At 71.7% G+C, this 24,995-nt stretch carries 21 protein-coding genes and 1 pseudogene; 9 read left to right on the forward strand and 13 right to left on the reverse strand.

Annotated elements, in window-relative coordinates; all coding sequences use genetic code 11:
• The 5 genes from AC5P09_RS43770 to AC5P09_RS43790 all read left to right on the forward strand — a co-directional run.
• Positions 1 to 2,723, forward strand: a 2,723-nt coding sequence (locus AC5P09_RS43770) for a sensor histidine kinase (RefSeq protein WP_493879264.1), incomplete at its 5' end; no start/stop codon positions are given.
• Positions 2,720 to 3,229, forward strand: coding sequence for a roadblock/LC7 domain-containing protein (locus AC5P09_RS43775; protein WP_493879265.1), 510 nt, complete (start codon positions 2,720 to 2,722; stop codon positions 3,227 to 3,229). The genes AC5P09_RS43770 and AC5P09_RS43775, both read left to right, overlap by 4 nt.
• A complete protein-coding gene (locus AC5P09_RS43780; RefSeq protein WP_266433865.1) occupies positions 3,226 to 3,645 on the forward strand; it encodes a DUF742 domain-containing protein in 420 nt (139 codons plus the stop codon). Before AC5P09_RS43775 ends, AC5P09_RS43780 begins: the two co-directional genes overlap by 4 nt.
• Positions 3,626 to 4,261 (forward strand): GTP-binding protein, encoded by a 636-nt coding sequence (locus tag AC5P09_RS43785; protein WP_493879266.1) that lies wholly within the window; start codon positions 3,626 to 3,628, stop codon positions 4,259 to 4,261. The genes AC5P09_RS43780 and AC5P09_RS43785 overlap by 20 nt, the downstream gene beginning before the upstream one ends.
• Positions 4,262 to 4,328: 67 nt before the next feature.
• Positions 4,329 to 5,582 carry a styrene monooxygenase/indole monooxygenase family protein gene (locus tag AC5P09_RS43790; RefSeq protein ID WP_493879267.1) on the forward strand — a complete coding sequence of 418 codons (1,254 nt, stop codon included), beginning with the start codon at positions 4,329 to 4,331 and terminating at the stop codon, positions 5,580 to 5,582.
• On the opposite strand, the gene AC5P09_RS43795 is transcribed toward AC5P09_RS43790, so the two are convergent.
• From AC5P09_RS43795 to AC5P09_RS43815, 5 genes are all read right to left on the reverse strand, one after another.
• Entirely contained in the window at positions 5,569 to 6,636 is a 1,068-nt protein-coding gene (locus AC5P09_RS43795; protein ID WP_493879268.1) for a C40 family peptidase, read from the reverse strand. The two genes, AC5P09_RS43790 and AC5P09_RS43795, sit on opposite strands and share 14 nt — an antisense overlap.
• A 103-nt stretch (positions 6,637 to 6,739) precedes the next feature.
• Complete coding sequence (locus tag AC5P09_RS43800; RefSeq protein WP_493879269.1) at positions 6,740 to 7,063, reverse strand: DUF8847 domain-containing protein; 324 nt, start codon at positions 7,061 to 7,063, stop codon at positions 6,740 to 6,742.
• Between the two features lie 10 nt (positions 7,064 to 7,073).
• Complete coding sequence (locus AC5P09_RS43805; RefSeq protein WP_266433855.1) at positions 7,074 to 7,727, reverse strand: TetR/AcrR family transcriptional regulator; 654 nt, start codon at positions 7,725 to 7,727, stop codon at positions 7,074 to 7,076.
• Positions 7,728 to 7,826: 99 nt separating this feature from the next.
• A complete protein-coding gene (locus AC5P09_RS43810) occupies positions 7,827 to 8,765 on the reverse strand; it encodes an AurF N-oxygenase family protein (RefSeq protein ID WP_493879270.1) in 939 nt (312 codons plus the stop codon).
• Positions 8,766 to 8,903: 138 nt separating this feature from the next.
• The gene (locus AC5P09_RS43815) at positions 8,904 to 9,434 is read right to left on the reverse strand and encodes a DUF3291 domain-containing protein (RefSeq protein WP_493879271.1); all 531 of its coding nucleotides are present in this window, start codon (positions 9,432 to 9,434) and stop codon (positions 8,904 to 8,906) included.
• A gap of 267 nt (positions 9,435 to 9,701) precedes the next feature.
• Here AC5P09_RS43815 and AC5P09_RS43820 point away from each other — a divergent pair, with 267 nt between their 5' ends.
• Positions 9,702 to 11,579: a sensor histidine kinase gene (locus AC5P09_RS43820; RefSeq protein ID WP_493879272.1), complete on the forward strand. Its 1,878-nt coding sequence runs from the start codon at positions 9,702 to 9,704 to the stop codon at positions 11,577 to 11,579.
• Between the two features lie 26 nt (positions 11,580 to 11,605).
• Here the strand turns inward: AC5P09_RS43820 and AC5P09_RS43825 are convergent, their stop codons facing one another.
• The 6 genes from AC5P09_RS43825 to AC5P09_RS43850 form a co-directional block, all read right to left on the reverse strand.
• Positions 11,606 to 13,069 carry a peptidoglycan D,D-transpeptidase FtsI family protein gene (locus tag AC5P09_RS43825; RefSeq protein ID WP_493879273.1) on the reverse strand — a complete coding sequence of 488 codons (1,464 nt, stop codon included), beginning with the start codon at positions 13,067 to 13,069 and terminating at the stop codon, positions 11,606 to 11,608.
• Positions 13,066 to 14,427 carry an FtsW/RodA/SpoVE family cell cycle protein gene (locus tag AC5P09_RS43830; protein WP_493879274.1) on the reverse strand — a complete coding sequence of 454 codons (1,362 nt, stop codon included), beginning with the start codon at positions 14,425 to 14,427 and terminating at the stop codon, positions 13,066 to 13,068. The genes AC5P09_RS43825 and AC5P09_RS43830 overlap by 4 nt, the downstream gene beginning before the upstream one ends.
• 43 nt (positions 14,428 to 14,470) lie before the next feature.
• Positions 14,471 to 14,959, reverse strand: a complete 489-nt coding sequence (locus tag AC5P09_RS43835) for an SH3 domain-containing protein (RefSeq protein ID WP_493879275.1) — start codon at positions 14,957 to 14,959, stop codon at positions 14,471 to 14,473.
• Positions 14,960 to 15,176: 217 nt separating this feature from the next.
• Positions 15,177 to 16,412 carry an ATP-binding protein gene (locus tag AC5P09_RS43840; RefSeq protein ID WP_493879276.1) on the reverse strand — a complete coding sequence of 412 codons (1,236 nt, stop codon included), beginning with the start codon at positions 16,410 to 16,412 and terminating at the stop codon, positions 15,177 to 15,179.
• Positions 16,409 to 17,176, reverse strand: a complete 768-nt coding sequence (locus tag AC5P09_RS43845; protein ID WP_493879277.1) for a hypothetical protein — start codon at positions 17,174 to 17,176, stop codon at positions 16,409 to 16,411. The genes AC5P09_RS43840 and AC5P09_RS43845 overlap by 4 nt, the downstream gene beginning before the upstream one ends.
• Positions 17,177 to 17,252: 76 nt before the next feature.
• Complete coding sequence (locus tag AC5P09_RS43850) at positions 17,253 to 17,759, reverse strand: protein-tyrosine phosphatase family protein (protein WP_493879278.1); 507 nt, start codon at positions 17,757 to 17,759, stop codon at positions 17,253 to 17,255.
• A gap of 136 nt (positions 17,760 to 17,895) precedes the next feature.
• Between AC5P09_RS43850 and AC5P09_RS43855 the strand changes: the two genes are divergently transcribed.
• On the forward strand, positions 17,896 to 18,699 hold the full coding sequence (locus AC5P09_RS43855; RefSeq protein ID WP_493879279.1) for a nuclease-related domain-containing protein: 804 nt from the start codon (positions 17,896 to 17,898) through the stop codon (positions 18,697 to 18,699).
• 60 nt (positions 18,700 to 18,759) lie between these two features.
• Here AC5P09_RS43855 and ligD read toward each other — a convergent pair whose 3' ends face one another.
• Positions 18,760 to 19,641 carry a non-homologous end-joining DNA ligase gene (gene ligD / locus AC5P09_RS43860; protein ID WP_307677286.1) on the reverse strand — a complete coding sequence of 294 codons (882 nt, stop codon included), beginning with the start codon at positions 19,639 to 19,641 and terminating at the stop codon, positions 18,760 to 18,762.
• Between the two features lie 72 nt (positions 19,642 to 19,713).
• Here ligD and ku point away from each other — a divergent pair, with 72 nt between their 5' ends.
• Positions 19,714 to 20,745: a non-homologous end joining protein Ku gene (gene ku / locus AC5P09_RS43865; RefSeq protein ID WP_493879280.1), complete on the forward strand. Its 1,032-nt coding sequence runs from the start codon at positions 19,714 to 19,716 to the stop codon at positions 20,743 to 20,745.
• A 111-nt stretch (positions 20,746 to 20,856) separates the two neighbouring features.
• Here ku and AC5P09_RS43870 read toward each other — a convergent pair.
• Positions 20,857 to 22,116: pseudogene (locus AC5P09_RS43870) on the reverse strand (beta-ketoacyl-[acyl-carrier-protein] synthase family protein); the annotation flags it as partial.
• 359 nt (positions 22,117 to 22,475) lie between these two features.
• On the opposite strand from AC5P09_RS43870, the gene AC5P09_RS43875 reads away from it, so the two are divergent.
• Complete coding sequence (locus AC5P09_RS43875; protein WP_493879282.1) at positions 22,476 to 24,857, forward strand: DUF8508 domain-containing protein; 2,382 nt, start codon at positions 22,476 to 22,478, stop codon at positions 24,855 to 24,857.
• Positions 24,858 to 24,995: the final 138 nt, after the last annotated feature.

Raw genomic sequence — 24,995 nt, forward strand, 5'->3', positions numbered from 1 at the left:
CCACCTCCGGCGCCCCCACCTCCGGCGCCCCCACCTCCGGCGCCCCCACCTCCGGCGCCCCCACCTCCGGCGCCCCCGGTACCCCCGTCGGCAAGGGTCGTCCCACCCACGTCCGTACCCGGCTCGTCCTCGCCGTCACCGTCGTGGCCGCCGCCATCGCCGGAGCCGGTGTGCCCTCCCTGGTCACCGCCTCCGGGGAGCTGAGCGACTCGCAGGACCTGGTCACGCTCGCCGAGCAGACCCAGGACGCCCTGGCGCTCGCCCACTCGCTCGCCGACGAGCGCGACGAGGTGACGCCGTACATCGCCGCCGGACGGCCCAAGTCCAAGGCACCCAGCGAGCAGCGCAGCGTCCGCGTGGACCGGCAGGTGGAGGAGCTGCATGCCGACACCGACCTGCCCGCCACCCTCCGCGGCAATCTCGACGGCATCGCGGCCGTCCGCCGGGCGGCGCTGAGCGGCAAGAGCAGTGCCCTGGAAGCGCACCAGGCGTACTCCGCCGCGATCAACGACCTGCACCGGCTCGCCGAGGACCTGGCCGAGCAGCTGCCGCCCCGCGCGGGCTCCGGCGGGTACGCCCTCGCCGAGCTGGACTCCGCCGTCCAGCAGGCCGCCGCCACCCGAGGGCTCCTCCTCGCGGCCCTCGCGGTGCCGACGACGACCCAGACCGTCGTGGACCCGATCACCGGCCTGGCGTCCACCGAGACCACCTCCTCGGACGCCGACGCCAAGCAGCGCGACGCCCTCTCCGCCGCCGCCCAGCAGTCCCGCGTGCGCTCCGACGCGGCCCTCGCCGACTTCGCGGACACCGCGCCCACGACGGCCAAGTCGCGCTACGACTCCACGGTCACCGGCCCCGAGATCAACTCCGCCGACAAGTACCTCGCCACCCTCACCGGCCAGCCGACCCTGTCCGACGGCGAACTCGGCACCAGCGCCACCAAACTCGACGCCGCCCTCTCCGCCCGCATCGACGCGATGCGCGGAGCGGAGGCCGCCCTCTACGACCGCCGGGTCAAGGACCTCGCCCAGCTGCGCGACGACGACGTCACCGCGCTGGAGATCCGCATCGCCGTCCTCGGCGCCCTGATGCTGCTGGCCGTCGGTATCGCCACCGCCATGGCCCGTACGCTCACCCGGCCGCTGTCCGTCCTGCGCCGCGGCTCGGCCCGCCTCGCCGGCGCCGAGGACCCGACCGCCGAGGAACCGGTCGCCTTCACCGGCCGCAACGACGAGTTCGCTCAGGTCGTCCGTTCGGTCAACGCCCTGCACGCGCACGCCGCCGCCCTCGTCGAGCGCGTCACCACCCTGGAGGCCGACCGCAAGCATCTCGTCGGCCAGCGGCAGAAGATGGCCGACGCCCGCGAGCAGCTCAAGGCCGAACTCGCCGAATCCGCCTCGCAGTTGGAGCGGTTGCGTACCACCATCGGCGCCACCTTCGTCAGCCTCGCGCTGCGCACCCTGGGCCTCGTCGAGCGGCAACTCGCCGTCATCGAACTCCTGGAGGAGCGCGAGCAGGACCCGGACCGGCTCGCCACGCTCTTCAAGCTCGACCACTTCGCCACGGTCATGCGCCGGCACAGCGAGAACCTCCTCGTCCTGGCCGGCACCGAGCACGTCCAGCAGAGCGCCGGCCCCGTCCCGCTCGTCGACGTCGTGCGCGCCGCGGTCAGCGAGATCGAGCGCTACGAGCGGGTCCGCATCGCCGCCCTGCCGCCGCACGCCCACATCGCCGGGTTCGCCGCGGACGACCTCTCCCATCTGCTGGCCGAACTCATGGAGAACGCCACCGCGTTCTCGCCGCCCGACCTGCCCGTCGAGGTCTCCGCCTGGCTCCTGGAGAGCGGCGAGGTCATGCTCTCCGTCCAGGACGAGGGCATCGGCATGGCCGGCGACCGCCTCACCAGGCTCAACAGCCGCCTCGCCGACTTCGGCCCCGAGACGACGTACGACTCCTACGACCAGGAGGACGAGGAGGGCCTCGGCCTCGGTCTGTACGTCGTCGCCCGCCTCGCCCACCGGCACGGCGTCCGCGTGCAGTTGCGCGAGCAGAAGCAGGGCGGCATCGCGGCAGTCGTCGTCCTGCCCAAGACCCTGCTGGCACCCGCACCGACCGCCGCCGTCCCTGCCGCGTCCTCGCCCATGTCCGGGAGCGGCACGCACGCCTTCTCCCTGCCCGGCGCGGATGCGGAGGTCAACTCCAACGTTCTGTACGGCCGTTCGGAGAACGGCGACCCCCTGGTCGCCCTCGCGGAGAAGGCCGTACAACGGTCGGAGGGGGAGACCCCCGCCGAGACCACCATGGAACTCCTGCTCCCCGAACCCGCGGCGGACGGGACAGAACCCGTCGAAGGCGAAGGCGAAGGCAAAGCTGAAACCGCAGCCGCAGCCGCAGCCGCAGCCGACACCGCAGCGGCAGCCGAAGCCGAGACGGAACACGAGCGCGTCCCCGACGAGCCGGAGGAACTCGTCACCGACAAAGGCCTCCCCAAGCGCACCCCGAAGGTCACCGCACCCACCCAGGCACCGCGTCAGCGCAGTGGCTCCGTGGACGCCGAAGCACTCCGCCGCCGCCTCGGTGGCTTCCGCCGGGGGGCGGAGGCCGGTTACCGGGACGTAGAGGCGGAGATCGCCGAACAGACAGGCACCCACAAGGCGCCCGTCAGGGAATCCGCAGCATCCGAAGAAGCCACGGGGGGCACCGTCGAGGAGGCAAGCAGTTGACCGCGCCCAGTACCTTCGGACTGAGCCGTGAGGCCCGCAATCTTCACTTTCTGCTGACGAATCTCGTCGAGGAGGTGCCGGGCATCCGGTCGGTCGCCGTCGTCTCCTCCGACGGTCTGCTCCTGCTCTCCTCCGACGCCGACCGCAACGCGCAGGCGCGGGAGCCCCGTCAGGACAAACCGTCCGGCCCGCGCGGCTCCGCCGCCGACCTCGCCACCATCGTCTCCGGCATCGCCAGTCTCACTATCGGCGCCGCCAAGCTGATGGACTGCGGCCAGGTGAAGCACACCATGGTCGCGATGGACGAGGGCAGCCTGTTCGTGATGTCGATCAGCGACGGTTCGCTGCTCGGCGTGCACGGCGCCGCGGACTGCGACATGAGCGTCGTGGCGTACCACATGGCGCTGTTCGTGGGCCGGGCCGGCCACGTCCTGACGCCCGAACTCCGCAGCGAGCTGCGGCAATCCCTGGAGAACGAGTCGACGCCGACGGGGAGCACCCGATGAGCAGTACGCCGAAGGGTCTCCCCGTGCGCGGTGCCGACCGCAAGCCGGCGCGGGTGCGCCCCTACTCGCTCACCGGCGGCCGTACCCGCTTCGGGCACGTCCTCCTGGTGGAGACGTTCGTGGCCACCACCGCCGCGATCGAGGCCGCCGAGGAGCGCAGGGAACTGACGAACGGTTCCCTCCACAGCAGGGTCATGCCGGAGATGCGGGCCATCGTCGAACTGTGCCGCCGTATGCGCACGGTGGCGGAGATCGCCGCGCTGCTGAAGATGCCGCTCGGCGTGGTCCGGGTGCTCCTCAGCGACCTCGCGGACCAGGGAAAGATCCGGGTGTACGGAACAGGAACCGGTCACGGCACGGGTCGGCCGGACCGCGCTCTGCTGGAAAGGGTGCTGAGTGGACTCCGTCGTCTCTGACGCCGTTGGCGTCTCCCCGCTCCTCGAGGAAGAGGGGCCCGTACAGCCCTGGCAGACGGACCGCACCCGCGCCCCGATCGCCACGAAGATAGTCGTGGCGGGCGGCTTCGGCGTCGGCAAGACCACGCTCGTCACCGCCGTCTCGGAGATCACGCCCCTGCAGACCGAGGCGCTGATGACCGAGGCGAGCGAGGAGCACGACGACCTCACCGCCACGCCCGGCAAGCTGACCACCACCGTGGCCATGGACTTCGGCCGCCTCACACTCGACGACGACCTGGTGCTCTACCTGTTCGGCACGCCGGGCCAGCAGCGGTTCTGGTTCATGTGGGACGACCTGGTGCGCGGCGCGATCGGCGCGGTCGTGATGGCCGACACCCGCCGGCTGAAGGACTGCTTCCCGGCGCTCGACTACTTCGAGAGCTGCGGGATGCCGTACGTCGTGGCGGTCAACCACTTCGACGGCAGCGAGCGGTTCGAGCCCAAGGACGTGCGGGAGGCGTTGACGATCCCCGCGCACGTACCTGTCATGATCATGGACGCGCGCCGCAGGATATCCGTCATCGAGACCCTGCTGTCCGTCGTCGGCCACGCGCTGGACGTCACCCCCGAGTAGACCCGGGTAGAGGCGTGCAGACCCGAGTAGACCTGAGCAGCACCCCGAGTAGGAGAACACCACCCGTATGCGGAAGATACTCGTCGTCGGAGCCGGCCAGTCCGGACTCCAGATCGCCCTCGGACTCCAGTCGCGCGGGTACGAGGTCACCCTGATGTCCAACCGGACCGCGGACGAGATCCGTACCGGCCGGGTCATGTCGACGCAGTGCATGTTCCACACGGCACTCCAGCACGAGCGCGATCTCCAGCTGAACTTCTGGGAGTCCCAGGCCCCGAAGATCCAAGGACTCGGCGTCTCGGTCGCCGCCCCCGGCTCCTGGGGCGAGGGCCCCGCGGCCCGCGCGATCGACTGGGTGGGCACGCTCGACGGGTACGCGCAGTCGGTCGACCAGCGGGTGAAGATGGCCGGCTGGATGGAGACGTTCGCGCAGCGCGGCGGTCAGCTGGTCATCCACGGCGCGGCGGTCGGCGACCTCGACTACTTCTCCCGCGCCTACGACCTGGTGCTGGTGTCGGCGGGCAAGGGCGAGTTGGTCTCCATGTTCGCCCGGGACGCCGAGCGCTCCCCCTACAGCGAGCCGCAGCGCGCTCTCGCGGTGGCGTACGTCCACGGCTTGGGCCCGCGCCCGGAGCACCCGGAGTACGACGCGGTCCGCTGCAACCTGGTCCCCGGTGTCGGCGAGCTGTTCGTCATGCCGACGCTCACCACCTCCGGCCGCGCCGACATCCTCTTCTGGGAGGGCATACCCGGCGGCCCGCTCGACGTCTTCAACGGCGTCAAGGACCCGGCGGAGCACCTCTCCCTGACCCTGGAACTCATGGAGCGGTTCACGCCCTGGGAGCACGCGCGGGCCGCGAAGGTCGAACTGACGGATGCCGGTGGCACGCTGGCCGGCCGCTACGCGCCCACGGTCCGCAACCCCGTCGGCCGCCTCCCCGGCGGCGGACTGGTCCTGGGCGTCGCCGACGTCGTGGTCGCCAACGACCCGATCACCGGGCAGGGCTCCAACTCCGCGTCCAAGTGTGCGGCGGCGTACCTCGCGTCGATTCTCGAGCGCGAGGACAAGGAGTTCGACGAGGAGTGGATGCGGGCGACGTTCGACCGGTACTGGGACACCGCGCAGCACGTCACCAAGTGGACGAACGCGATGCTCGCGCCGCCGCCGGAGCATGTGCTGAACCTGATCGGGGCGGCGGGACAGCTCCCGCCGGTGGCTGATCGTTTCGCCAACGGGTTCGATGATCCTTCGGATTTTGAGAACTTCTTCTATGAGCCGGAGAAGACGGGGGCTTACCTCGCTTCGGTCACTGGGGCTTAGCCGCTGTAGAGGTTGGCTTGTCCGGACGTACGGCTCCCAGGATCGGGTACGACGCGATCGGGGAGATCTTGATCTTCTCGCCCGGTCTCGGGGCCTCGACCACCTCGCCCTCACCCATGTACATGGCCACGTGGGTGGCATCCGGGTGGTAGATCACCAGGTCACCCGGCCTCAGTTCGTCGAGCGGAATGCGCTCCAGCTGGGCCCACTGTTCCTGGCTGGTACGGGGGATCGGGGTCCCCGCGTGGGTCCAGGCCTGCGAGGTCAGCCCCGAGCAGTCGTACGTCTTCGGGCCCTCGGCGCCCCATTCGTACGGCTTCCCCAGCTGCCGTACGGCGTAGCGCAGCGCCCGGTCGCCCTGCGGGGACGGTTCGCGTTCGCTGCTCAGGGCGCCGGAGGTGATGAGCTTGTCCTGGGCCTTCGCGATGCCCTTCTCCTCGAACTCGGCCAGGGCGGTGAGCTGTTCGGCGGTGAGTGAGGCGAGTAGTTCCTCGACCTCCTTCAGGCGCTTGTGTACGGCGTCCCGCTCCTTCTTCTGGCGGGCGGCGAGGGTGAGTTGGCCGTCCAGGGCCTTGCGGGCCTCGCGGGCCAGATCGTCGGCCTTCTTCTCGCTGCCGGTGAGGCGGCCCACCGTCTCGGCGCGCTCGCGTGCCAACTGGCCGATCACATGGCCCTGGTCGAGGGCGTGCTGGGGGTCGCGGGCGAGGAGCAGGCGTACGTAGGGGGAGATGTCGGTGCTGTTCTGGTACTGCTGGCGGGCCAGCCGGCCGGCCGCTCCCCGGCTGTCGTGCAGGGAGAGCCGGGCGCGGGACAGCTCGGCGTCCAGGCGCCTGACCTCGGTGCGCCGCTTCTTCAGCTCTTCCTCGGTGGCGTTGTACGTCTCGGTGGCCTGCTCGGCCCCCTGGTACAGCCGCTGAAGGTCCGTCAGCAGCTCGGTGACGGACCGTCCGCCGGGTTCCGGGGGCTCGGGCACGGCCGCCGCGGGCAGGGGCGCGAGGACGGTTCCGGCCGCGATCGCCGCCGTACAGACGAGACGCAGAAGCCTTCCTGACACGTCATCACCTCCGGTGCGGGGCAGCCCTTCCGCTCCGCACCGCGAGCATGAGACGTGGGTGCCGGGTCCGCGCGCCGAGTGTGCGCGGTTCGGCGCAACGGGGTCACCCGTCGGTGGCGTCGGGCTTGCCGCCCGGCGTGCCGCCTGGCTGGGTGTCCGGCTTGGTGTCCGGTTTGGACCAGGGCCACTTGCGTCGGCCGGCCTGTCCGGTGGGGTCGTACTCGTACTTCCACCCCTGGTGGAGCCCGAGCCGCTTGCTGTGGGCGCGCGGGACCCGGCGGTAGACCAGCACGGTCGGCGGGCCGCCGGCGGCGTCCGGAACGGGGATGCGGTACGTCTTGGGCGGGTGCCCGGTGGCGCCCAGCAGGACGGGCAGGACCCGCCCGTCCATGGGGCCGCCCTCGAAGGGGGTGTCTTCGCTCTTCACGGCACCAGTGTCAGCCATCCACCGCGAGCGCCTCGACCAGCGTGGATGTCTGCGGGTCCCGCCGTGCCGTCACCGACAGGACCGCCACGAACTGCTCCACCAGCCAGTCCCGCAACTCGTCGGCGGGCGGCTGCTTGTTCTCGTCCAGCCAGATGAGGGAGGCCGCCTCCACCGCCGTGATCCACATCCGGACGGTCATCCGGAGGCGGGGGCCGGGGTCCGTGACCTCCAGGTGCCGCATGATGTGCTCGGCCGCGGCCCGCCGTACGCCGTCCACTGTGGCCGTCGTACGGGACGTCTCGACGACGCTGCCGCCCTGGAGCAGCGCGCTGAAGCCGGCGTCGTGCTCGTCGACGAAGGTGAGGTAGCGGTCCAGGGCGCGGGCGAGGCGGGGGAGGAGAGGGCCCTGGCGGGGTTCGTCGAAGCACTGCTGGAGTTCCTCGGCGGCGGACCGGAGAGCGGCCTCGTACAGCTGCTGCTTGCCGCCCGGGAAGTACCGGTACACGAGCGGCCGTGACACTCCGGCCGCCTCCGCCACGTCGTCGAGCGACACGTCCTCGGGCACCCGGTGCGCGAAGAGCGACAGCGCGGCGTCGAGCAGCTGACTGCGCCGCTCCTCGACGCTGAGGCGGCGGTAGGCGGGGGTGGGGGCGGAGGGGGTCATGACGGGCAGCGTAACCGGCATGCCTGGGCAGGTGAGCGGGCGAACCGGCCGGTACTCGGCCACCAGGACCTAGGCCAGCAGGACCTAGGCCAGCAGGACCTAGGCCAGCAGGCCGGAGGACCTCCACAGCCGTCGCCCGGCTCCCCGCAGCACCCCGATGTCGTCCAGGAAGTCCGTCAGCTTCTTCGCACCCGTCTGCATGACCTCCCGCCGATGCCCGCTCGCCTTCACCTGGGCCATGGCCTCCCGGCGGTCCAGCCCCACGTTCGGGTAGACCTCGGGGTTCACGAACGCCACCGAGAACACCCGCGCGAACTCGCCGGAGGTGATCCGGGTGAACTCCTGCGACCACTTCGGCGCCGTCAGCATCTGACGCCGCAGCTCCTCCCGGGCGTACCGCACATGGCGGGCCTCCTCGACCACGTGGATCCGGGTGACCCCGCGGATCAGGGTCTGCACCCGCTCGTCCGGGAAGGTCAGCCGCTGCATCCAGTCGAGGACCTCCTCGCCGAGCAGCGTGGCGGTGAAGGAACCCGGTGTGGTGGAGATGGTCTTGAACAGCCGGCCGAGGTGCTGGTGTGCCCGGCTCACCGGGTACCAGGGCGTCCCGCCCTGCGAGATCAGCCGGGCGAACATCTTGGAGTGGCGGCACTCGTCCTCGATCTCGGTGAGCGCGTACCGCACATGGGCGCTCGTCGCCGCCTTGTCGTAGACGTGCCGGACGAGCAGCTGCATCAGGATGAGCTCGAACCAGATGCCGAGCGAGGCGAGCGCGGCGGCCTCGTGCCGGGAGAGCAGGATCCGCTGCTCCTCGCTCATCCGCTGCCACATCGGGGTGTCGTACAGCGACACCAGCTCCGGCGGCCAGAACCACTTGCCCTCCTCGAAGGGCGCGTCCCAGTCCAGCTCCTTGTCCGGATCGAAGGAGTGCTTGGCCGAAGAGGCGAGCAGCCGCTCGGCCACCTGCTCGCGGTCCTTGAGCAGCCCGAGTGCGTCACGCAGCCCGTCGAGCGCGTCGGCTTCGGTCAGGGTCGTCATGGCTGATCCACCTAAGTCACCCGGGGTCACGTCATCGTCCGAGTCTTATGAGACTGCCTGTCAGCAAGCCCGTCAATCCCCCTTGCGCGACTTGTTGACGGCGCGTCCACGTCCCGCGTGCGGGCAGCAATGTTCTCCCTACGCCGAGCACCCCAGCCCTTCAGGGACCTCCCCGGCCACCGGCTCCGCCGCCCCCGAAACCGTCCCCGCGTCCGACCCCGCCGGGAACGACCTCCGCAGAGTGAAGGCGTACGGCGTCGGCCCGTTGGCCCGCAGGTGCAGCAGACGGGCCTCCGCCTCCGCGATGGTCGGGCGGTGGCCCGCCGGGACCCACCACAGGGCCGTCATCACCTCCGCCACGCGCTCGAACCACTCGTTGCGGCGGGACAGCATCTCGCGGTGGCGGCCCTGGTACATGAAGGCCGTCAGCGCGTTCGGGTCGCGCCACACCGTCAAGTTGATGATCAGCCAGTCGTCGTCGAAGACGCGGAGGTCCGTCGCGTCGCCGGAGTCGCTCTGCAGGCGCCAGACGTAGCCGTCGGCGGCCTCGGCGTCGGCGTTGACGGGGTCGAGGGCGTCGACGAAGGCCTTCAACTGCGGTGAGTCCAGCGGGGCCTTGAGCCGGGAGATGTTGACCTGGGCGAGTTCGAACGCGGCGGGTGTCGTCATGGAGCCGAACGATAGGTCGGGAGAGTGTCGATGGCCCAGAGCCTGTCTCATCAGATGGGCATTGTCCGTCTTTCACAGCCCGGTCACCGTCCGGGTGAGTACCTGTGCACCGTCGGCTTACGCCCCAGAAACCGTCTTCTGACCTGCGCGCCCGTAGCCTCACGGGGCATGACGGGGAACGTATCGACCACCCAGCGTTCGACCACCCACCGCTTGAGCGGAACAAGGTTGTCCGCCCTTCCGGGCTGGAACTCCATCCGCGGTCGCATGGCCATCGTCCTGGCCGTGCCGACCTGCCTGCTGCTCGCCCTCATCGGAATCGGCGCCGCCGACCGCGCCGCCGACTGGTCCGCCGCCCGCGAGACCGAGGGGCACGTCGGCGTCCTGCTGCGCGTGCAGGACCTGGTGCGCGAGGTACAGCGTGAACGCGGGCTGACCAGCGGGCTGTTGGGCGGGGCCGAGGAGTACCGGGACGACGTACGCACGCAGCGGGACCGCACCGACGCTGCCCGGGACGAGCTGCGGACGGCGCTGGACGACCGGCGCGCCGACCTGCCCGGCGCCACCGTCTCCGCTCTCGTCGCCGCCGAAGTGCCCCTCGCCGCCCTCAGCTCCGTCCGCGCGGACGTCGACGACGGCACCGCCGGCCGCACCCCCACCCTGACCGCCTACACCAAGGCCGTCACCGCTCTGATCGACGCGGAGTCGGCCGGCGCGCCCGATGGCGACAGCCGTGTCGCCCAAGGCGTGCGGGCACTTCAGTCGCTGGCGCGTGCCACCGAGGCCGTCGCCCTCGAACGCGGCTCCCTCAACGGCGTGTTCGCCGCCGGGCGCTTCCGTTCCGGCGAGTACCTCGACTTCACCGAGCTCCGCGCCACCCGGGTCGCCGCGCTCGGCCAGTTCCGCCAACTCGCAGGCAAAGGCCAGGAATCCGCGCTCGACGACGCCTTCGCGACCGCCGCCGCCCGCCGCGTCACCGGGTACGAGGACCAGGCCGAGCGCGGTGCCGACGGCTCCGCGCTCTCCGTCGCCCCGGCCCGCTGGTGGGCCGACATGACCACCCTCGTGGACGATCTGCATGGGGTGCAGAAGCAGGTCGGCGACGACGTGCGCGCCCGCGGCGAGGAGACGGGGGACGCGGCCACCCGGCAGCTTGTGGGCTTCCTCGCCCTCGGCGCGCTGATCCTCGCCGTGGCCACCGCGCTCGCCCTCTTCTCCGCCCGCTCCATCACCCGCCCCCTGGGCGCCCTGGCCGACGAGGCGGACGCGGTGGCCGGGGCGGGGCTGCCCGCCGCCGTGCGGCGCATCCAGGAGGCCGACCCCGACGCCCCGCTCCCGCCGGAGTTTGAGAAGCCCGAACTTCCTGGCGCCGCACGGGAGATCACCCGGCTGGCCGCCGCCCTGCGCAACGTCGAGCGGACCGCCGTCGACCTCGCCGCCGAACAGGCCGTGCTGCGCCGCAACAGCACCGAGTCCCTGACCAGCCTGGGCCGCCGCAACCAGGCGCTGCTCAACCGCCAGCTCGGCCTGATCACCACCCTGGAGAGCCAGGAACTCGACCCGGAGGCCCTCGCCGAGCTCTTTGAACTCGACCATCTGGCCACCCGGATGCGGCGCAACGCCGAGTCCCTGCTCGTACTGGCGGGCGCGGAGGCCCCGGCCCGGGTCTGGCGGGGCACGGTCGCCGTCCACGAGGTCGTGCAGTCGGCCGTCGCCGAGGTGGAGCAGTACCAGCGCGTCGCCGTCGCCGACGTCCAGCCCTGCCAGGTGCGCGGCCACTGCGTCGCCGAACTCTCCCATCTGCTCGCCGAGTTGGTGGAGAACGCCCTGATGTTCAGCCCGCCCAAACAGCCCGTCGAGGTCTACGGCTGGCAGGACGGCGCCGAGTACTGCCTCGCCGTCGTCGACCGGGGCATCGGCATGACCGCCGCCCGTATGGCCGAGGCCAACGCGCTGCTGTCCGGCCGCGGCTCCTTCCTCAAGGCCCCCACCCGCTTCCTCGGCCACCACGTCGTCGGCGCCCTGGCCGCCCGTCTCGGTGCCCACGTCGAACTCCGCCCGACCCAGGGTTCGGGGGTGACGGCGTACGTGGCCCTGCCGAGCGCGCTGGTCCAGGAGGTGTCGAGGGCGACGGCCACCCGCTGAGTGCCTAGGGCGCGTCAACCTCCGCTTCAGGGGCGGGACTTCAGCACCGCCTCCATCACCGCCCGGGCGATCGGCGCCGCGTCCCCGCCCCCGCTGATCTCCCCCCGGTCCGCCTCCGCGTCCTCCACCACCACCGCGACCGCCACCTTCGCCTCCATGTCACGCTCGCCCTGCGCCCAGGAGACGAACCAGGCGTACGGTGTGCCGGCGTTGCCGATGCCGTGCTGGGCGGTGCCGGTCTTGCCGCCGACGGTGGCGCCGGGGATGGCGGCGTTGGTGCCGGTGCCCTCCGTGACCACCTCCGTCATCAGCTCCTTCAGCCGGGCGGCGGTCGCCGGGTTCATCGCCTGCCGGACGGGAAGCGAGCCGGCCGTCGACACCGTGGCGCCGCCCGCCCGGATGATCCGCTCCACCAGGTACGGCTGCCGCAGCTGCCCGTTGTTGGCGACGGCCGCCGAGACCATCGCCATCTGCAGGGGCGTCGCCCGCGTGTTGTACTGCCCGATCGACGACAGCGCCAGCTGCGCCCTGTCCAGCGAGGAGTCGAAGGTGCTCTGCGCCACCGAGAAGGGAATCCTGAGCGCCGTGTCGTTGAAGCCGAAGGCCCGCGCGGTGGCCGCCATGTCGTCGACGCCCACGTCCACCCCGAGCTTCGCGAACACCGTGTTGCACGACCACTTGAACGCCTCCCGCACCGAGAGGTCCTCACAGCCGTCCGACGCGTTCGTCAGGCTCGTCGTCGTCCCGGGCAGCCGGTAGGGCACCGGCGAGTCGGTCGGCGCGTCGAGGTCCGTGACGACGCCCGCGTCCAGCGCCGCCGCCGCGGTCACCACCTTGAAGGTCGAGCCCGGCGGATACGTCTGCCGTACCGCCCGGTTCAGCATCGGCTTGTCCGCGTCGCCGTTCAGCCGCGCCCAGGACCGGCCCACCGTCGCGTCGTTCCCGGAGAGCGCCGCCGGGTTGTACGACGGCGTCGACACCAGCGCCAGGATCCGCCCGCTCGACGGCTCGATCGCGGCCACCGCGCCCTTGCGCCCGCGCAGTCCGTCGTACGCCGCCTGCTGCGCGGCCCGGTCGAGGGTGGTCACCACGTCACCGCCCAAGGGCCGGGAGCGCGTGAAGTCGTTCCACAGCGGGAACCCCGACAGCATCGGATCCGTGCCGGACAGGACGTCGTCCTCGGAGTGCTCAAGGAAGGTCGTCCCGTACTCCTGCGAGGCGAAGCCGGTGACGGGCGCGTACAACGGCCCGTCCTCGTACGTCCGTTCATAGCGGAGCTGCTCGCGGGTGTCCCGGGAGCCGGTCACCGGTGCCCCGCCGACCAGGATGTCGCCGCGCGGCTGGCCGTAGCGGGCGATGCTGTTGCGGCGGTTGGCCGGGTTGTCGTCGTAGGAGCCGGCCTGGACGACCTGGATGCGGGTGGCGTTCACGAGGAGCGCCACGAGCAGCAGGGCGCAGAAGCAGGCGGCGTGCCGGATGTGGCGGGTCACGGACCCACCTCCCCGTCGTACTGGCTGCGGGCCGAGTCGCTCACCCGGATCAGCAGCGCCACGATCGCCCAGTTGGTGACGACCGACGAACCGCCCTGGGCGAGGAACGGCATCGCCATGCCGGTCAGCGGGATCAGGCCCGTCACCCCGCCCGCGATCACGAACACCTGGAGCGCCACGATCGAGGAGAGCCCGACCGCGAGCAGCCGCCCGAAGGGGTCGCGCAGGGCGAGGCCGGCCCGGTAACCGCGTTCCACGAGAAGGGCGTAGAGGAGGAAGATCGCCAAGAGGCCCGCCAGTCCCAGCTCCTCGCCCGCGGTGGCCAGGATGAAGTCCGACTTGGCCGCGAAGCCGATGAGGATGGAGTGGCCGAGACCGAGGCCCGTGCCGAGCATGCCGCCGGCCGCGAAGGAGAAGAGCGACTGGGCCAGCTGGTTCGGACCCTGGCCCGCCTCGATCGACGCGAACGGATGCAGCCAGTCCTCGACCCTGCTGTGCACGTGCGGCTCCAGCCAGCCCACCGCGACCGCGCCCAGCGAGGCCAGCAGCAGGCCGACGGCGATCCAGCCGGTGCGGCCGGTGGCGACGTACAACAGGACGACGAACAGGCCGAAGAACAGCAGCGAGGTACCGAGATCCCGCTCCAGGACCAGCACGCCCACGCTCAGCAGCCAGACGGCGACGATCGGGCCGAGCACCCGGCCGGTGGGCAACTGGAGCCGCCAGACACGGCGTCCGGCGTACGCCAGCGCGTTGCGGTTGGCCGCCAGGTACGCGGCGAAGAACACCGCGAGCAGCACCTTCGCGAACTCGCCCGGCTGGATGGAGAACCCGGCGACCCGGATCCAGATGCGGGCGCCGTTCACGGACGGGAAGAAGATCGGCAGGATCAGCAGGGCCATCGCGGCCGCGACGGACACGTAGGCGTAGCGCTGGAGGACGCGGTGGTCGCGCAGGAGCAGCACGACCACGATGAAGAGGGCGACCCCGAGCGTGGACCACACGAGTTGGGTGGGTGCCGCCCGGTCGCCGGGCGTCTCCAGGTCGAGCCGGTAGATCAGGACCAGGCCCACGCCGTTGAGCAGGACGCCGATCGGCAGCAGCAGGGGATCGGCGTACGGGGCGCGCAGGCGTACCGCGATGTGCGCGAGCAGCGCCAGCACGCCGAGCCCGGCGCCGTATCCCGCGGCGCCGGGCGGAACGGTGCCGTTCTTGGCGAGGCCGACGTCGCAGTAGCCGTACACGGACAGCAGCACGGCGAGGACGATGAGGGCCAGTTCGATGCCACGGCGCCGGGGGAGGCGTACGGCGGGAGCGGGCGCGTCCGCCTCTACGACGGTGGTGCCGGCGTTGGTCATGTCCGGAACCTACCCAAATAGGGCGTCTTGTTCGCCTCCTTCATCAGCACCAGCGGGGCGCGGGCCCGATGTTGTCGATGAAGCGGGCCGGCCCCCAGGCCCAGGTGCCGTCCGCGATCTGGTACCAGAGGGGGTTTCCGTGCACCGACGGGCCTCCGACCTTGCAGAAGATGTTCAGGATCTCCCCGCGACTGGCGTACCGGATGACCTGCGAGCCGCGGGTCGGGGCGCTGCGCAGGGCCAGCGAGTCGGTGGTGACGACGCCCTGGTAGAAGCGCTGGTCGTTGTTCTGGTGCTGCCCGCCCCACTGGTTGGTCTGGTTCTGGCCCGAGTCGTTGTTGTTCTGGCTCTGCCCGCCCCACTCGTTGTTCTGGTTCTGGCCCGAGTCGTTGTTGCTCTGGCTCTGCCCCGACCCGTCATTGCCCGGGGTCTGCCCCCAGTCGTCGTTCGCGACGGCGGGTGTGACGGTGGCGGCAGTGGCGAGGAGGGCGCCGGCGGCGACGGCTATGGCGCAGCGGGATCGCAGGGACATGGGGGTACCTCCATGAATGGGGGTGAAGCTGACTAATCGCCACATTAGGAGGGGGTGCCTGCTGTCGCCCGTCACGCTGGTCCATAGGAGCGCGGAGCGCTCCCCAGGGGCGCGGGGCTGTGACATTGTGCGGCTCCGCCGCGTGGGCGCGATCAACCCCCACAACCCGCAGTCGGCGAACAATCGGTACTCCCGAGCTCTCCCCCGAACCCGCCCCCTAACGCAACGTCAGCGTCGCAACAGCCCCACCGTCCGCCGCATTGCCAAAGACAAGCCGCGCCCCCAAAACCTCCGCCTGCCCCAACGCGATGGTCAACCCCAACCCGTGCCCCTTGGAAACCCCCTCCGTACGGAACCGCTGCGGCCCATGCTCGACCAGATACTCCGGATACCCGTCCCCGTGATCCCGCACCGTCACCACAGGCCCGTCCACCGTCAACACCACCGGCCCCCGCCCATGCCGATGCGCGTTCGCGACAAGATTCCCCAGCACCCGCTCCAGCCGCCGCCGATCCGTCTCCACGGCAACATCCCGTACGACGACGACCTCCGTGTCCGTCCCCGACGCCCGCACCACCCGCTCGGCCAGCGCGGCCAACGGCTCCCGCTCCAGCTCCAGCCGCTCCCGCCCGGTGTCGAGGCGGGAGATCTCCAGCAGGTCCTCGGTGAGTGTGCGCAGCGCCGCCACCCGGTCCCGGACCAGCTCGGTCGGCCGGCTCGCCGGCAGCAGCTCGGCCGCCGCGTGCAGGCCGGTCAGCGGGGTGCGCAGCTCGTGGGCCACGTCAGCGGTGAACCGCTGCTCGGCGAGGAGCTTGCCCTGGAGGGACGCGGCCATGGAGTCGAGCGCGGCGGAGACCGCGGCCACTTCGTCCTCGGGGCGCGTCGGATCCTTCGTACGGGGGTCGTCGACGCGGGCGTCCAGGTCGCCCGCGGTGATCCGCCGGGCGACCTGCGCGGTGGTGTGCAGCCGCCGCGTCACGCGGGTGACGGCGAACGCGCCGACCAGCAGCGTCGCCCCGATCGCCAGCGCCGACGACCACACGATCGCCCGGTCGAGGCCGTCGATGGTCCGCTCGCCCTGGGAGTAGTCGACCTCCACGGCCAGCGCCCGGCCGCCGTCGACCGGCCCCGCCGCCCACATCGTGGGGCGCCCGCGATGCTCGCCGACCATCGTGCCGCGCTCCCCGGCCGCGGCCAGCTCCCGCAGCGGCTCGGGCAGACCCGGGGGATCGACGCCGACACCCCGCGCCGGCGAGTCCCCGGCCTCGAACGCCGCCGTGGCCTCCGTCAGCCGGTCCAGCGCGAGGTCACGGGCCTGGCCGACGGTCTGGTTCGTCACCGACACGTGCACGAGGACGCCGAGCAGCGCGGCCAGCGCGCAGCACATCACGGTGATGAAGACGGCGGCCTTCACGGCGAGCGTGCCGGCCCAGCGGGGGAGCGCGAACCTCATCGGCCACTCGCGGACGGCGAGACGGACGACGAGGCGGAAGGAGAGGCGGAGGGGGAGACGGACGGGGAAGCGGACGGCTGCGGCGTCTTCGTGTGCGAGCCGCTCCGCAGCATCTCGTCGTGGGTGAGCAGCATCGCCCTCTGCTGCGGGTCCCAGGTCCACTGGAGCCGGTACTCGTACCCCGCCACCTCGGACGGCGAGCGGATGATCACGGACCGCCCGGCCAGCTCGACCCCGCTCACGGCGTCCTCCCAGGCCATGACCTTCACGAGCCGGTGCTTGTCGACCGTGTAGACGCGAACGGCCGTCAGCTTCTCGGGCAGCTGCCTGAAGCCCAGTGTCAGTTCCTCGCGCCCGTCGCCGGTCAGGTCGCGGTAGTACGGCTGGAGGACGGGGCACCCGCCCTTCCCCGCGCCCTCGTCGCAGTCGGCCATCCGGAGGGAGGTCTCGTGGTACGGCGCACCGGAGCCGTAGTCGCCCGGACTCGCCGCGATCTCCTTCCGCACGATCGCGACCGGGTCCGCCTCGCGGATGTCGTCGCCGGGTACGGCGACGCCCTTGACGACCTCGGTGTTCACCTCGCCGATGACGAAGGCCGGACTCGACACCGGCGGCAGGCTCGGCCACAGCCGCTCCGGGCTGATCGCGGTCGAGGTCGGGCCCGCGCCGTGCAGCCCGCCCGCGTCGCCGCAGCCCGCGAGCGCCGCCAGGGCCGCCGACAGCAGGGCGACGGTGGCGGCGGCGCGGAGCGGGGTGGGGGGCACGCGGTACACCCTATTCGGCGGGAAGTCCTTTTTGCGCGCTGGTCGGACCTGCCCGCGCACGGCCGCGAAGAAACGATTACTCGGCGAGCTCCTCCAGCAGCCGTGCCGTCGGCAGCCCCGCTTGCAGGTACTCGACGAACAGCTCGTTGTGCAGGGCCCAGGGCGAGCGGCGGGACCGGATCAGCCGGATCGCCTCCTCCGTGGAGTGTCCCCGGCGGACCAGGGCGTGCGCGACGACCAGCCCCGAGCGGTTGTAGCCGTGGTAACAGCGGACGAGGACCTTGCGGCCCTCGTCCAGCGCGTCGCACGCGGCCCGTGCCAGCCGTATCACGCCCGCCAGTTGCGTGCCGTCCAGCGGTCCGTCGGGAATCGGCCACACATGGTGCTCGACGCCCGCGTCCGGACCGTGCCCCGGCAGCCTCAACAACGTCTGTACGAGATCGAACTCGTCCCGCACGACGGCGAACCCGACCTGCCCGGAGCGGGCCCTGAACTCGTGCCCGCCCATCCACAGCCCGGGCACGACCTCGTTCCACGCATCCTCCGGAGCGGGCACGTCGGCCTGCTTCCTGCGCGTCCGCAACGGCGCCTCCCCAAGCCCCCGCCAACTCACCCATAGGTACCCGGGTCAACACCCCTTCAAAGGTGACCGGCAAAGCCAACCGGCTTCTTGCCCCTGGAGCACCCGGCCTGTTCCCATGGTCGTGGGGTGATGGTGCATGAGCGGACTGCGCGTCGTGCCGACCTGGCGCCACGGCCAGGAGCGGCTGTACGTCTGCCTCACGGATGGCAGGAACATCGCCTGGTACGACCGTGAGGCATCCCGGGTCAACCTGCTGAGCGAGGACCGCAGACAGGACGTCCTCGACGCCCTCGGGCCCTTCCTGACCGGACCGGTGGCCGTCGGCCCGCCCCCGGTGCCGACCCCCGCGGAGCTGGCCCGGCTGTCCCTCCACCCGGACGACGACCTGGCACCCAACCGCCCCGGCGAGGCGCTCCAGATCGCCCTGGACCGGGACCCCGGTCCCGCCCGCCGGCTCCGCCCCGACCCCCGCCGCCGGGCCCTCGCGGCCGAGCAGGCGGTGGGGGAGGCACTGGACCGGCTCGACGGCGCCGGCTGGCACACCCTGCACTCGGTCCCGCTGCCCGGCGGCGACCGCGTCCACCACCTGCTGATCGGCCCCGGCGGGCTCTTCGCGGTGCACACCCTGTACGCCCGCAAGCAGCGCGTCACGGTGGCCGACCCCATGGTCACGCTGGGCCGCCGCGAACCCCGCCCGCTGCTGCGCCGCGTCCGCGCCGACGCCGACCGCGCCTCCTACGCCCTGACCGCCGAGGTCCACCCGGTCCTGGCCCTCGTCGGCCCCGGCGACGTCCAGGTCACCGCCCCGCCGCGCGAGGCCCGGATCGTGACGGACACGGACGTCGAGGGTCTGGCCAGGCTCGGCGGCGTCCTCAAACCGGCGGACGTGGAGGCGCTGCACGCGATGGCGCGGGACCGGCAGACGTGGGTACGGGTGTGACCCCTGACCCGGGAGCCGACCCCTCACGGCTGAGGTTGACGTGACCCCCGGCAGAGGTGCTCAGGGCAGCGATCCCGCCGCGTCCGCGTCGAGGAGCGGGGCCAGCAGATCGCCGTAGTCCTGCACGCGCGGCGCGATGTCCGGCGCCTGGAACGCCAGTTGGTCGGGCGCCCCGCACTCCTCGACCTCGACCCAGGTCACCGGCGCCGACACGAACGGCCGCGCCCGGGCCCGCAGGGTGTAGGGCGTGGCCGTGGTCTTGCGTGCGGCGTTCTGGCTCCAGTCGACGAACACCTTCCCGGGCCGCAGGCTCCGCGTCATACGGTGTACGACCAGCCGGGGCATCGCCTTCTCCGCCTCGACGGCCAGCTGTTTGGCGTAGTCGGAGGCGGCGTCGGAGGAGACCGGCCGCAGGGCCGCCAGCAGGTGCAGCCCCTTCGAGCCGGCGGTCTTCGCGTACGCCTCGATGCCGTCCGCCGCGAGCCGTTCGCGCAGCCAGAGGGCGACCTCGCAGCACTCGACGATGCTCGCCGGCGTCCCGGGGTCGAGGTCGAAGACCAGCCGGTCGGCCTCGCCGGGCGCGTCGACGACCCACTGGTGGGTGTGGAACTCGGTGACCAGGTTCGCCGCCCACATCAGGCTCGGCAGGTCCTGCACCAGCACCATCCGGGCCGGCCCCTCCGACCTGGGGACCTCGGCGGTGGTGACCCAGTCGGGCGTACCGGGTGGCACGTTCTTGGCGAAGAAGACCTGCCCGTCGGGGCCGTCCGGGTAGCGCAGGAAGGACACGGGCCGATCCCGCAGATGAGGCAGCAGGACCTCGGCGGTGGTCGCGTAGTAGTGCAGCACCTCACCCTTGGTGAACCCGGTCGCGGGATACAGCACCTTCTCCAGGTTGCTGAGCGCGAGCCTTCGCCCCTCCACCTCTGTGATCGGCGTCATACGATGAGAATCCCAGAGATTCCGTAGTAAAGACTTACAAGTCCCCGCAAACCGATCGAAAGGGTGCTGCACGTGCGATCCATATGGAACGGCGCCATCTCGTTCGGCCTGGTCAGCATCCCGATCAAGCTGGTGAACGCCACCGAGAGCCACTCGATCTCCTTCCGCCAGATCCATACGGAGGACATGGGCCGCATCCGCTACCGCAAGGTCTGCGAGCTGGAGGACCGCGAGGTCAGCACGGCGGAGATCGGCAAGGGCTACGAGGACGCGGACGGCACGATCATCCCGATCACGGACGACGACCTCGCCCACCTGCCGCTCCCCACGGCCAAGACCATCGAGATCGTCGCGTTCGTTCCGGCCGACCGGATCGACCCGCTCCAGATGGACGCCGCGTACTACCTCGCGGCGGGCGGCGTCCCGGCCGCCAAGCCGTACACCCTGCTGCGCGAGGCCCTCAAGCGCAGCCAGAAGGTCGCCATCGCCAAGTTCGCGCTCCGCGGCCGCGAACGCCTCGGCATGCTGCGCGTGGTGGGCGACGCCATCGCCCTGCACGGCCTCCTCTGGCCGGACGAGGTCCGCGCCCCCGAGGGCCTCGCCCCCGACACCAATGTCACCGTCAACGACAAGGAACTCGACCTCGCCGACGCCCTGATGGACACCCTCGGCGAGATCGACCTCGAAGACCTCCACGACGAGTACCGCGAGGCCCTGGAGGAGGTCGTCGCCGCGAAGGCCGCCGGCGAGGCCCCGCCCGAGGCCCCCGAACCGGCGAAGACCGGCAAGGTCCTCGACCTGATGGCGGCGCTGGAGAAGAGCGTGAAGGCGGCGAAGGAGTCGCGCGGCGAGGAGGGCGAGGCCGAGGCCGAGGTCAGACAGATGCCGGCCCGGAAGTCGGCGCGGGCGACCCCCAAGCAGGCGGGCGGCAAGAAGTCCACGTCCACGGCGAAGAAGACGCCCGCGAAGAAGACGACGACCAAGACGGCCAAGTCGACGCAGGGCACGAAGAAGACGACGACGGCGAAGAGCCCGGCAACGAAGAAGACAGCGGCGAAGAAAACGGCAGCAAAGAAAACGACGTCACGCAAACGCACGGCGTGACGTGCCGTTGCCGGCGCTGCGGGGCCGGCCTGCGGCTCCTGTCGTAGGTGCACGCAGCCCCCGCCGCCCCCCGCGGCTCCGCCGCACCCCTGACACGCCACCCCCAGCGCCCTACGCCCCCCGCCCCACCCTCCGCAAAGCCAGCACCGCGTTGTGCCCCCCGAACCCGAACGAGTTGCTCAACGCCAGGTCCCCGTCCTCCGGCAGCGCTCGCGGAGCGCCGGTCACCACGTCCAGTCCGATCGCCTCGTCCACCTCCGCGCACCCCACGGTCGGCGGCACCACCCCGTGATGCAGCGTCAGTACCGTGGCCAGCGCTTCGACACCGCCCGCGGCTCCCTGCAGATGCCCGAGGTGCCCCTTGAGCGCGGTGACCGGCACGGACCGTGTCCCGAGCACCGCCCGCACCGCGCCCGCCTCGGCGAGATCGCCGTCGACCGTGGCCGTCGCGTGCGCGTTGACATGGACGACGTCGACGACACGGCCCCCGGCATCCCGCAGCGCCCGCCGCAGCGCGAGCGCGACCCCGCTGCCGGAGGGATCGGGCGCGGCCATGTGATGCGCGTCGGCGGACAGCCCCCACCCGGCGGCCTCGCAGTAGATCCGCGCCCCGCGGGCCAGCGCGTGCTCCTCGGCCTCGAGTAGGAGCACCCCGGCACCCTCCCCGTTGACGAACCCGTCCCGGTCCTTGGCGAACGGCCGGGACGGCGAGGCCCCGTCCACGAGCCCCCGCGTCGACAGTGCCCGCATCGCCGCGAAGGACGCCATGATCGCCGGGGTGACGACGGCTTCCGCCCCGCCCGCGAGGGAGACGTCGACATGGCCGTACCGTATGCGGTCGACGGCCTGGCCGATCGCCTCGGTGCCGGACGCGCACGCGGCCGTCACGGTGCGGGCCTCGCCGGTGATGTGCAGGTCGAGCGAGACCTGGGAGGCGGCCTGCGAGGGCACGGTCATCGGTGTGGTGAGCGGCGAGACGGCGCGCGGCCCCTTGTCCCGCAGCGCGCGGTCACCGCCGACGAGCACGGACGCGTCCCCGAGGATCGCGCCGAGACTCACCCCCACCCGCTCGGGATCGAGCCCGCTCTCCCGCGTGCCGCCCGCCACGAACCCGGCGTCGGCCCAGGCCTCCCGCGCGGCGAGCACGGCGAACTGGGCGGCCCGGTTCATCCGCCGGGCCACCGGCCGGGGCAGCAGCCCGGCCGGATCGACGGGCACGGTTCCGGCCACCCGCACCGGCAGCCCGTCGAACTCGGCGTCCGTCAACTCCCGTATCCCGTGCCGCCCTTCGAGCAGCCCCCGCCACAGCTCGCCGACCCCGACGCCCAGCGGCGTGACGGCGCCGAGCCCGGTGACGACGACCCGCCGCGGCATGTCCGTGCGCACAGAGGTCATGGTTGAAAGGTAAACCGAGCCCGGCGCTCAACTGCCGCAAAAGGGACGGTTGTTCAACGTGCGCCTCCTCACGCCCCAACCCTCCCCCGCTCACCCACCGAACTCTCACCCGCATGTTTCCGGAATTTAACGCAAGACCCCTTGGTGGATCCCTTTCTACGCGCGTAACTTGAGCCGACTCCCCACGGGCAATGGTTCAAGCTCCGTCCTCGGACGGCGCGTTGATGTCCGTACGTACACGAGGTACGTACGCGAGGTACGAGGAGACCGCCAGCGTGTCCAGACCCGCAGGAAGCAGACCCCGCGCGCGCCGCGCCGCCTACCCGATCATCTCCGTGGGCGCGGCGGGCGCACTCGCCTTCACCGCCCTCCCCGCCGCGTTCGCCGCACCGTCGGCCACCGCCGTGATCGCCGAGGTGTACGGCGGCGGAGGCAACTCGGGGGCGACCCTGACCCGTGACTTCGTCGAGCTCGCCAACGCAGGCGCCGCGGCCTACGACCTGTCGGGCTACAGCGTGCAGTACCTGCCAGGATCGCCGTCCGCCACCTCCCAGTGGCAGGTGACCGCACTCACCGGCGCCCTCGCCCCCGGCGCCCGCTACCTCGTCGCCGAGGCCGCCGGCACCGGCGGTACGACGGCACTCCCCACCGCCGACGCCACCGGCTCCATCGCGATGAGCGCCACCTCCGGCACCATCGCCCTGGTCTCCGGCACCACCGCCCTGGCCTGCAAGACCGCCGCGGACTGCGCGGCCGACCCCCGGATCATCGACCTGGCGGGCTACGGCAGCGCGCTCGTCCGCGAGGGCGGCGGCCCGGCCACCGGCGCCTCCAACACGGCCTCCGTCGCGAGGGCCGCGGCCCTCGCCGACACTGACGACAACGCCGCGGACTTCACCGCCGGCACCCCGTCACCGGTCAACTCGGCGGGCGAGACGCCCGGTTCGGGCGACGGAGGCGGCGGCGACGGCGGCGGTTCCACCGACCCCGGCACGGTCCGCGTCCACGACATCCAGGGCACCACGCGCGTCTCCCCGTACGCCGGACAGACGGTCACCCGCGTGCCGGGCATCGTCACCGGCGTCCGTACGAGCGGCTCGAAGGGCTACTGGATCCAGGACCCGCAGGCCGACACCGACCCGCGCACCAGCGAGGGCGTCCTCGTCTACACCGGCTCGGCGACGCCCACCGTGGCGGTCGGCGACTCGGTCCTCGTCACCGGCAAGGTCACCGAGTACTACCCGAGCAGCACCACCCAGTCGCTCACCGAGATCACGGCCCCCACCACCACCGTCCTCTCCAGCGGCAACGCGCTCCCCGGCGCCGCCACGCTGGACGCCACGACGGTCCCCGAGGCGTACATACCGACCGCGGCCGGCGGCAGCATCGACACCCTCCCGCTCGAACCGGCCGCCTACGCCCAGGACTTCTACGAGTCCCTGGAAGGCATGCGGGCCACGCTCGCCGACGCGCGCGTCGTGGGCGCGACCGACGCGTACGACGAGCTGTGGGTCACGGTGAAGCCCGAGGAGAGCACGACGGCCCGCGGCGGCGCCCTCTACTCCTCCTACGACCAGCCCAACACGGGCCGCATGAAGGTCGCGTCTCTGGACACCACCACCGCCTTCCCCGCGGCGGACGTCGGCGACGAACTCTCCGGCACGACCACCGGCCCCCTCGACTACTCCACCTACGGCGGCTACATCCTCCAGGCCACCCAGCTCGGCACCCTGGTGGACAACGGCCTGAAGCAGGAAGTGACCCGTCGCCACAAGGGCGGCGAGCTCGCGGTCGCCACGTACAACGTCGAGAACCTCGACGCACTCGACGACCAGCAGAAGTTCGACCGCCTCGCCGAGGGCGTCGCGGTCAACCTCAAGTCGCCCGACATCGTGGCCCTGGAGGAGATCCAGGACGACAACGGCGCCGTGAACGACGGCACCGTCACCGCCGAGGCCACCCTGACCAGGTTCACCGACGCCATCCGCGCGGCCGGCGGCCCGCGCTACTCCTGGCGCTACGTCGCCCCGGAGAACAACCAGGACGGCGGCGAACCCGGCGGCAACATCCGCCAGGTCTTCCTCTACAACGCCAAGCGCGTCTCCTTCACGGACCGCGCGGGCGGCGACGCCACGACCGCGACGAGCGTGGTGAAGACGAGAAAGGGCGCCCGGCTCACGTACTCCCCGGGCCGCATCGCCCCGACCAGCGACGCCTGGGACAACAGCCGCAAGCCGTGGGTCGGCGAGTTCACCTTCCAGGGCGAGCCGGTCTTCGTCATCGCCAACCACTTCACGTCCAAGGGCGGCGACCAGCCCCTCCACGGCCGCTACCAGCCGCCGGCCCGCAGCTCGGAGACCCAGCGCGCCGCCCAGGCGACGGAGGTCAACACCTTCGTCAAGTCCCTCCTGGCGGCGGACAAGAACGCCAAGGCGGTGGTCCTGGGCGACCTCAACGACTACGAGTTCTCCCGGACGATGACCACGCTCACGGCCGGAAAGGTCCTGACCCCCCTGATCAGCACCCTCCCCGCCAACGAGCGCTACACCTACGTCTACGACGGCAACTCCCAGACCCTGGACCACATCCTGACGAGTCCGGCCGTCACGTCGTACGACTACGACGTCGTTCACATCAACGCGGAGTTCGCGGACCAGGCGAGCGACCACGACCCGCAGATCGTGCGGATCGATGTGGCGAGGTGCGGCAGGCACTGAGCGGCACATGCTGAGGGGGCGGGACGACGTACGGCCGTCCCGCCCCCCTGGTGATTGGAACCGGTGTCAGACACTCCATGCCGTTAGAGGTCAAGCGGCTTGGAGGTGTGCGTGGTGCGACCATGCGGTCGCTTCGTC

This window comes from Streptomyces sp. a15 (assembly GCF_059026085.1).

What these genes read in the sequence shown, in the direction of transcription:
- AC5P09_RS43780 (WP_266433865.1), top strand. Translation starts at nt 3,226, where the DNA reads ATGAGCAGTACGCCGAAGGGTCTCCCCGTGCGCGGTGCCGACCGCAAG.
- AC5P09_RS43790 (WP_493879267.1), top strand. Translation starts at nt 4,329, where the DNA reads ATGCGGAAGATACTCGTCGTCGGAGCCGGCCAGTCCGGACTCCAGATC.
- AC5P09_RS43805 (WP_266433855.1), bottom strand. Translation starts at nt 7,727, where the DNA reads ATGACCCCCTCCGCCCCCACCCCCGCCTACCGCCGCCTCAGCGTCGAG.
- AC5P09_RS43810 (WP_493879270.1), bottom strand. Translation starts at nt 8,765, where the DNA reads ATGACGACCCTGACCGAAGCCGACGCGCTCGACGGGCTGCGTGACGCA.
- AC5P09_RS43815 (WP_493879271.1), bottom strand. Translation starts at nt 9,434, where the DNA reads ATGACGACACCCGCCGCGTTCGAACTCGCCCAGGTCAACATCTCCCGG.
- AC5P09_RS43820 (WP_493879272.1), top strand. Translation starts at nt 9,702, where the DNA reads ATGGCCATCGTCCTGGCCGTGCCGACCTGCCTGCTGCTCGCCCTCATC.
- AC5P09_RS43830 (WP_493879274.1), bottom strand. Translation starts at nt 14,427, where the DNA reads ATGACCAACGCCGGCACCACCGTCGTAGAGGCGGACGCGCCCGCTCCC.
- AC5P09_RS43835 (WP_493879275.1), bottom strand. Translation starts at nt 14,959, where the DNA reads ATGTCCCTGCGATCCCGCTGCGCCATAGCCGTCGCCGCCGGCGCCCTC.
- AC5P09_RS43840 (WP_493879276.1), bottom strand. Translation starts at nt 16,412, where the DNA reads ATGAGGTTCGCGCTCCCCCGCTGGGCCGGCACGCTCGCCGTGAAGGCC.
- AC5P09_RS43855 (WP_493879279.1), top strand. Translation starts at nt 17,896, where the DNA reads ATGAGCGGACTGCGCGTCGTGCCGACCTGGCGCCACGGCCAGGAGCGG.
- ligD (WP_307677286.1), bottom strand. Translation starts at nt 19,641, where the DNA reads ATGACGCCGATCACAGAGGTGGAGGGGCGAAGGCTCGCGCTCAGCAAC.